This window comes from Streptomyces atriruber, assembly GCF_001418325.1.
GTDB classification, from domain to species: domain Bacteria; phylum Actinomycetota; class Actinomycetes; order Streptomycetales; family Streptomycetaceae; genus Streptomyces; species Streptomyces atriruber.
Genome location: NZ_LIPN01000491.1, coordinates 1 through 6,498, shown reverse-complemented (window position 1 = coordinate 6,498; position 6,498 = coordinate 1). Strand labels below are relative to the sequence as shown.

At 74.4% G+C, this 6,498-nt stretch carries 6 protein-coding genes; 1 reads left to right on the top strand and 5 read right to left on the bottom strand.

Annotated elements, in window-relative coordinates; translation table 11 throughout:
* Window positions 1–43: 43 nt before the first annotated feature.
* The 4 genes from AOK03_RS36830 to AOK03_RS36815 all read right to left on the bottom strand — a co-directional run bounded on the left by AOK03_RS36830 (window position 44) and on the right by AOK03_RS36815 (window position 5,177).
* Window positions 44–1,405 (bottom strand): AAA domain-containing protein, encoded by a 1,362-nt coding sequence (locus AOK03_RS36830; RefSeq protein ID WP_055569732.1) that lies wholly within the window; start codon window positions 1,403–1,405, stop codon window positions 44–46.
* On the bottom strand, window positions 1,405–3,000 hold the full coding sequence (locus AOK03_RS36825; protein ID WP_055569731.1) for a hypothetical protein: 1,596 nt from the start codon (window positions 2,998–3,000) through the stop codon (window positions 1,405–1,407). The genes AOK03_RS36830 and AOK03_RS36825 overlap by 1 nt, the downstream gene beginning before the upstream one ends.
* 76 nt (window positions 3,001–3,076) lie before the next feature.
* A complete protein-coding gene (locus AOK03_RS36820) occupies window positions 3,077–4,165 on the bottom strand; it encodes a hypothetical protein (RefSeq protein WP_055569733.1) in 1,089 nt (362 codons plus the stop codon).
* Window position 4,166: 1 nt separating this feature from the next.
* Window positions 4,167–5,177: a phosphatase PAP2 family protein gene (locus tag AOK03_RS36815; protein WP_055569730.1), complete on the bottom strand. Its 1,011-nt coding sequence runs from the start codon at window positions 5,175–5,177 to the stop codon at window positions 4,167–4,169.
* A 255-nt stretch (window positions 5,178–5,432) separates the two neighbouring features.
* Between AOK03_RS36815 and AOK03_RS36810 the strand changes: the two genes are divergently transcribed.
* Window positions 5,433–6,026 (top strand): histidine phosphatase family protein, encoded by a 594-nt coding sequence (locus tag AOK03_RS36810; RefSeq protein ID WP_055569729.1) that lies wholly within the window; start codon window positions 5,433–5,435, stop codon window positions 6,024–6,026.
* 11 nt (window positions 6,027–6,037) lie between these two features.
* On the opposite strand, the gene AOK03_RS36805 is transcribed toward AOK03_RS36810, so the two are convergent.
* The coding region (locus AOK03_RS36805) for an NsdA family TPR-like regulatory protein (RefSeq protein ID WP_482256503.1) at window positions 6,038–6,498 on the bottom strand (461 nt) is incomplete at its 5' end.

Below are 6,498 nucleotides of genomic sequence, written 5' to 3'. Positions count from 1 at the left end.
GCCGGACTCCGTCCGGCGGGGGCGGTGTTGGGGTGGGTGCCGATCACGGTTGCCAGGTCACCCGGTGTTCCGTGAGGCGGGCCAGGACCGCGTGGTTGGCCTCCCAGCCGTCCGGGAACTTGACCGTGACGCCCAGTTGGACTGGTTCCGTCGACGGGTGGTCGTCGAGCAGGGTGCCTACGCCCGCCCGGCAGACCACGATGCAGGCGTGGCGGTGACGGGACGCCAGGACGCAGAGGCGGCCCGTCTCCAGGTGGAACGCCGTGGCGTCGGGGCGGCCCGAGAGCGGGTGCAGGACGACCGTCACGTCGTACTCACGGCCCTGGAGGCGGTTGGCCGTGTCCACCGTGACGTCCATGACGCCGAGGTCCGCGAGCGCGGCCCGGACCGCGGCCGCCTGGTCGCGGTGGGCGGTGCCGACCGCGATGCGGTCCGCGGTGAGCGGCGTGGGGTCCGGACCGCGCTCCGACGTGGCGGCGCCGCCACGGTCCAGGAGGCGGCGGACGACCTGGGCCAGCGCCCGGACCGCCTCCGGGTCCGTGCGCGGCGTGTTCCGCGCGGGCAGTTCGAGCAGGCCCCAGCCCGCCTCCGCCGCCTCGTCGATCACCCGGTCGGGAGCCGAACCGTCCGACGGCACCGCGAAGTTCAGCGCACGGTCCCCGGGCCCCGTGCCGCTGCGGAACGGCGTGTACGGATAGAACGCGTCCGAGACGAGCGGCGCGGCCGAGGCAGGCAGCCGCCAGGACACCGGCAGGCGGTGCTGCGGCAGCTCGGGATTGTGCGCGAGGAGCGTCGCCACGGCGGACGCCGACGGGTCGTACGACAGACCCGCCCACTGCTCCGCGCCGACGATCGAGAACGGGTCCAACTGCCCCGGGTCGCCCACGAACAGCGCCCGCTCGAAGAGCCCCGCCACGGCGAGCAGCGCGTCCGAACGCATCTGGTACGCCTCGTCGACGATGGCGTGCCCCCACGGCGCGTCGAGCTGTTCGGCGTCGACGTGCGCCCACTTCGCGGCCGTCGAGATGACGACGTCCAGGCCCGCGAGGTCGCCCGCCTTCGTCGACTTGCGCACGTTCGCCAAGTCGTCGAGCGCCTTGTCGTACGGATCGGGGTCGCTGCTGTGCAGACGGCCCACGGGCAGCTCGGGATCCTTCTCCGCGAGCCGCAGGACGAGGTCGTCCACCTGCGCGTTCGTCTGCGCGATGACCATCAGGGGGCGGCCCGCCGCGGCCAGTTCACGGGCCGCGCGGACCACGAGCGTCGACTTCCCCGCGCCGGGCGGGGAGTCGACCACGACGCCGCGGTGCGTGCCGTGCAGCGTGTCGTGGAGGATCGCCGCCGTGGCGCGCGCTGCCTCGGCGCCGGGGTCGAAGGAGGCGCCCGCGGGCGGGGCGAGCTGCATCACAGGGTGTCCTCCGCGGTCACGGGGTCGGGGCTCTCTGCGGTGTTCGAGGGCGGCCCGCCGTGCGTCCACGGGGTGTCCTCGGGGTCGGGCAGCCTGGGGCCGCCGCGCTGCTCGTGCTCGAAGAGCGTCCAGCAGATCCGGTCGCCCTTGCCGGGGACGGAACCCGGCTCCGGCTCCTTGCCGCGGCCCATCTTGTCGGTGATCCGCAGCACGACCGCGTCCTTGCCGCCCTCGCTCTCGTACGCCACGAACTCCGCGGTCTGCGGCTTGCCGCCGAGCGCGCGGTACACCTTCGTGCGCTCGCCGAGGTGCGGGTGGTCGTCCGTGCGGACGGTGACGAGGGGGCGCGGCCGGGGGCTCTTCGCTTCGTTGTACGCCATCACGACCTCCGTCACCTCGCCGACGAACGCCTCGCCCGCGAGACGGCGGCCCGCCATCACCAGGGGGTCGTCGAGGGCCTCCTGGGCGTCGAGGCGGGCCTGCTCGCGCTCGCGGGTCGCCAGCTTGTTCGCCGCGGTGACCGCGTCGTCCACGCGGGGCTGCGGCGGCTCGCCCGCCGTGATGCGGTCGCGGTGGGCGGTGAACGACCAGCGGTCGCGGGTCCACCGGTCGGTGGCGTGCGCGGCCTCGGGGAGCGTGCACAGGGCGTCGAGACCGCGCCACACGGCGTCCCAGGTGGGGCGGGTCCTGGAGTCGATCAGGGCGTGGATCTCCTGCTCGGCGGCGGTCAGCCGCGCCAGCCGCTCGTCCGCCTCGACGCCGTCCTCGGCGGCCGCCAGGGCGCTCCGCGCGCGGTCGTACCGCTCCATGGCGGGGGCCAGCAGGTCGTTGTCGAACGCCGGGTCCGTGGCCGGGCCCGCGGGCGGGCAGAGCAGCTGGCCGGCGCCGTCGCGGGCCAGCTCGGCGCGGAGCGCGGCCTCGGCGCCCGAGGTGCCCTCCGGGGCCTCGATCCAGGCGAGCAGGGCGCCCAGGTGCTGGTCCTCCAGGCTGGACTGGCCCGTCGCCCAGTGCCGGGAGAGCAGCTCGGTCATGGCGGTGAGCAGGGACGACCCGGGAACGCGGGCGCGCTCCCCGAAGTGCGTCAGCCAGCGGCCGAGCAGGGGGACGCGGGGCGGCGCGGGATGGGGCGCCTCGGGGTCCTGCTCCGCGGTGCGGCGAAAGCGCGTGGAGCGGCCCAGCAGCCGGACGAAGTCGATGCCCGCGCGGCTCGGCACGATCAGCTGCGGGGCGTCCGCGCAGAGCTCCACCTCGACCTTGACGCGCTTGCGGGTCTCCGGGTCGGTTTCGTTGCGCTCGGCGGCCTCGACGTCCGCCGCGTACCCGTCGACGTACGGCAGGACGATCTCGGCGAGCTGCGCGAGGAACGCGAAGCGCAGGTCGCGGTCGCGGGGCTGGGGCACGACGAGGAGCCGTGGGGAGGTCCGCTCCGTCCCGACCAGGGCGCCGAGCGGCGCGCCCGCCTCACCCGCGGTGATCAGGGGAACCAGCACCAGGGGGTGCTGGGAGATGTGCCGGTGCCGCACCGTGGCCCTCGGCTGTGCGCGGCCGGTGGTGACCGCCTCCAGCCGGGCGAGGCTGTCGATCAGCGACAAGGTCGTCCCTCTTTCGTCCGCGGGTCCTGCCGGTCCTGCCGGTTCTGCCGGTCCTGCCGGTCCTGCCGGTCCGGGGTCAGCGCGACGCACCCCCCGGGGCACCCGCGCCGGAGAGCGCCTCCTGCCGCAGCCCCGCCGCCCTGCGCAGCGCGGCCACCGCCGGGTCGTCCGGATCGCCCGCCGCGCCGCGGGCGGCCGCGAGCACCTCGCCGATGGACGTCAGACCGCCGAGCTCACCGCGGATCGCCCGGCCCAGGGACGTCACCTCGCCCTCCTCACGGGCCCGCTCCCGGCAGTGGAAGGCCAGCTCGCAGGCGGCCAGGCACTCGGGGGCGTACGTCGCGGGGACCGACTCGACCGCCGCCGTCAGCTCGGCGGCGGGGCGCCGCACGTCGAAGGTCGTGCCCGGCGGCAGCTCCGCCGCGATGTCCTCGACGCGGGTCAGCCGGGCCAGCTGGCGGCGCGTCACCGACAGCTGCTTGCGGACGTCGACCGCGGACGCCGACGGCAGGTTCGAGAAGTCCTTCGGGCAGACCAGGAGCACGTGGTGCCGCACCCGGGGGGCCGGGTCCATGCGCTCGGCCACCTGCTCCAGCGCCAGGGCGTACACCGCGGACTGGCGGGCGGCCGCGCCGACCTTCGCCGCGTCCGCCGAGCCGTCGATCATCGGGAAGGACTTGATCTCCACGACCGTCCAGCCGCCGTCCGGATGGACCACCACCGCGTCCGGCTCCAGGAACGCGGGTGTCCCCGCGACGTCCAGCGCCAGCATGGGGTGGTCCAGGAGCGTCCAGCCGCCGGACGCGGTCGCGTCCCGCAGCGCGAGCGCGGTCCGCGCGGCGCGCCCCTCGGGGCCCGCCGCCGACAGGTCGGGCACGGCGGCCTCGCCCGGCACCGGCTCGGGCCCGCCGCCCAGCCTGCCGTGCGTCAGCCGCAGCAGCTCCGCGCCGCCGTCCGCCTTGACCCGCGCCTCGAAGGCATTGCCCCGCATGAAAGCGAACTGGGACTGGCCGAAGCCGGAGGGCGAGCCCAGTGACTCCGCGAGCGCCGTCTTGTCCACGCCCGCGCCGTCCAGCAGCGCGCGCCGATCGCACCCGGGGTTGGCCGCGAGCGCGGCCAGCGCCCGGGCATCCAGCGGACGCGCGGGAAGGTCCGCGCCGCGCAGCTCAGTGAGCCTTCCCCAAGCTCTCGACTTCGCTCGAGCGGGGGAGGTCCCAACCCGGAGCGCCGTCCCCGGCTTCGGCCGGGTGTCCTGCTTCGGTTGGGCGGGCACTCGACTCGGCGCCGTGGGGGGCACTCTGCTTGCGCTGTCGGGGAATTCGCTCACCTGTCGAAGTCTGGCACCCCGCACTGACAATTGAGGACTCTGTGGCGGACGAGGGCCCGGCGGTCCGCAGGAAGCGGGCCCGCAGGCGGTTCGTCACGGGCTCCGTGAGCCGCTGCACGGGCCGCACGAGCAGCAGCCCGACGCCCATCACGGCGGCGCCCGCGACCGCGTCGAAGAAGTAGTGGTTGGCGGTGCCCATCACCACGATGGTGGTGATCAGCGGGTAGGCGACGGCGGCCACCTTCGTGAGCGGCGAGCGGCCGCACCGCCACAGCATCACGCCGCACCAGAGTGCCCACCCGACGTGCAGGCTGGGCATCGCCGCGTACTGGTTGGTCATTCCGCCGAGCCCGCGCGGCGCGCTCGCCTCGCCGCCCCACCAGCCGAAGTCGCTGTACTGCGCCATGGTGTCGACGAAGCCGTGGCCCTTGCTCAGCAGCCGGGGCGGACAGGTCGGCAGGAGCGTGAAACCGATCAGGCCGATCATGGTGGAGGTCATCAGCCACGCGCGTGCCGCCCGGTAGTGGACCGCCTTGCTGCGGAACAGCCAGACGAGGACGGCGGGCGTGACGAGGTAGTGCAGCGAGGCGTACCAGAAGTCCGCGGGGACCCCGATCCAGGCGTTGGCGGTGAACAGGCGGTTCAGCGGGCTCTCCGCGTTGAGACGCAGGAACTGCTCGGCCTTGAGGATCCCCACGCCGTGGTCGACGGCACTGGCGACGTCGCCCCGCACGATCAGCCGGCCCGCTGAGTACGCGGCGTACACCAGCACGATCAGCGGCAGCTCGGTCCACCAGCGGAGCCGGTGCCCGGTTATGCCCGTGGTGCCCGGCACGTCGGTCTTCGGCATCCGGAAGGTCCCCCATCGTCTCTGTTCATGCGGCGTCTACCGCCGCCTCACTTTACGGCGATCGCCGGGGTGGTCGAGGCATCCCCCGGTCGTCTTAGACGCAGAGATCGGCGACCGGGTTGCCAGGCAGGGCGGGTGCTCTGCCACAGGTGGGTGATGATGGAGGGGGCAGGATCCCGCTGTCCGTAAAAAGCATCAAAAGTGTCACCGGAGCTCGTGGCCGGATCGACATGTGTACGACTTGGAGAGATTCCCATGGCACCGCGCATCCTGCTGGCCAGGCACGGACAGACGGAGTGGTCGCTGTCCGGGAAGCACACCGGCAGGACCGACATCCCCCTTCTGGAGGAGGGCCGCCGCGGCGCGAAGCTCCTGGGCGAGCGGCTGCACCGCGCGCCCTACGACGGCCTCCCGGACGTCGAGGTGCGCACGAGCCCGCTGTCCCGCGCGCGGGAGACCTGCGAGATCGCCGGCTTCGGCGACCGCGCCACCACCTGGGACGCGCTGATGGAGTTCGACTACGGCGCGTACGACGGCATGACCCCCGCCGACATCCAGGCGGTCCGCCCCGGCTGGTTCATCTGGCGCGACGGCGTTCCCGAGGGCGAGACGCTGGCGCAGGTCTCCGCGCGCGCGGACGAGGTCGTGGACTGGGCGCGCGGCGCCGACCGCGACGTGCTGGTCTTCGCGCACGGCCACATCCTGCGGGTCATCGGGGCGCGCTGGCTGGGGCTCGGCATCGAGTTCGCCGCCCGCATCCGCCTCAACCCGACGTCCCTGTCGGTCCTGGGCTGGGCCTACGGAGAGCCTGCCGTCGAGTCGTGGAACGAGACCGGTCACCTGGTCTAGCCCCCGGACGGCTACACCGCGCGCGGCAGGGAGGCGTGCCTCTCCAGGAACTCGCTCACCCCGGCCGTGCTGCGGTGCGGCAGGAGTACCCGTGCCGTGGTGGCGAGCATCGACTGGATGCGTGAGGACTGCACCTCGCCGAGGAGCGCGAGGACCCGCAGCCCCGCCTCCGCCGCCTCGTCGGGGCACCCCGCGCGGGCCAGGTCGTCGGCGAGCTCCGCGGTGTAGAGCGCGATGTTCCGGGTGAACTGCGGGGTCTGCGCGGACGCGATGGCCGCGGCGAGCCGGGCGTGCCCCGCGGCCCGTTCCCACTCGCCGAGTGCGGACCAGCACTGCGCCTCCAGGCCGGCCAGCTCGGCCGGGCCGTAGAAGCTCATCCACTCCGGGTCGTCGTCCCCGACCCCCCGGTCGAAGAGGCTGTGCGCGCGGGACAGCGCCTGCTCGCAGCCCCCGCGGTCGCCGAGCCCCGCCC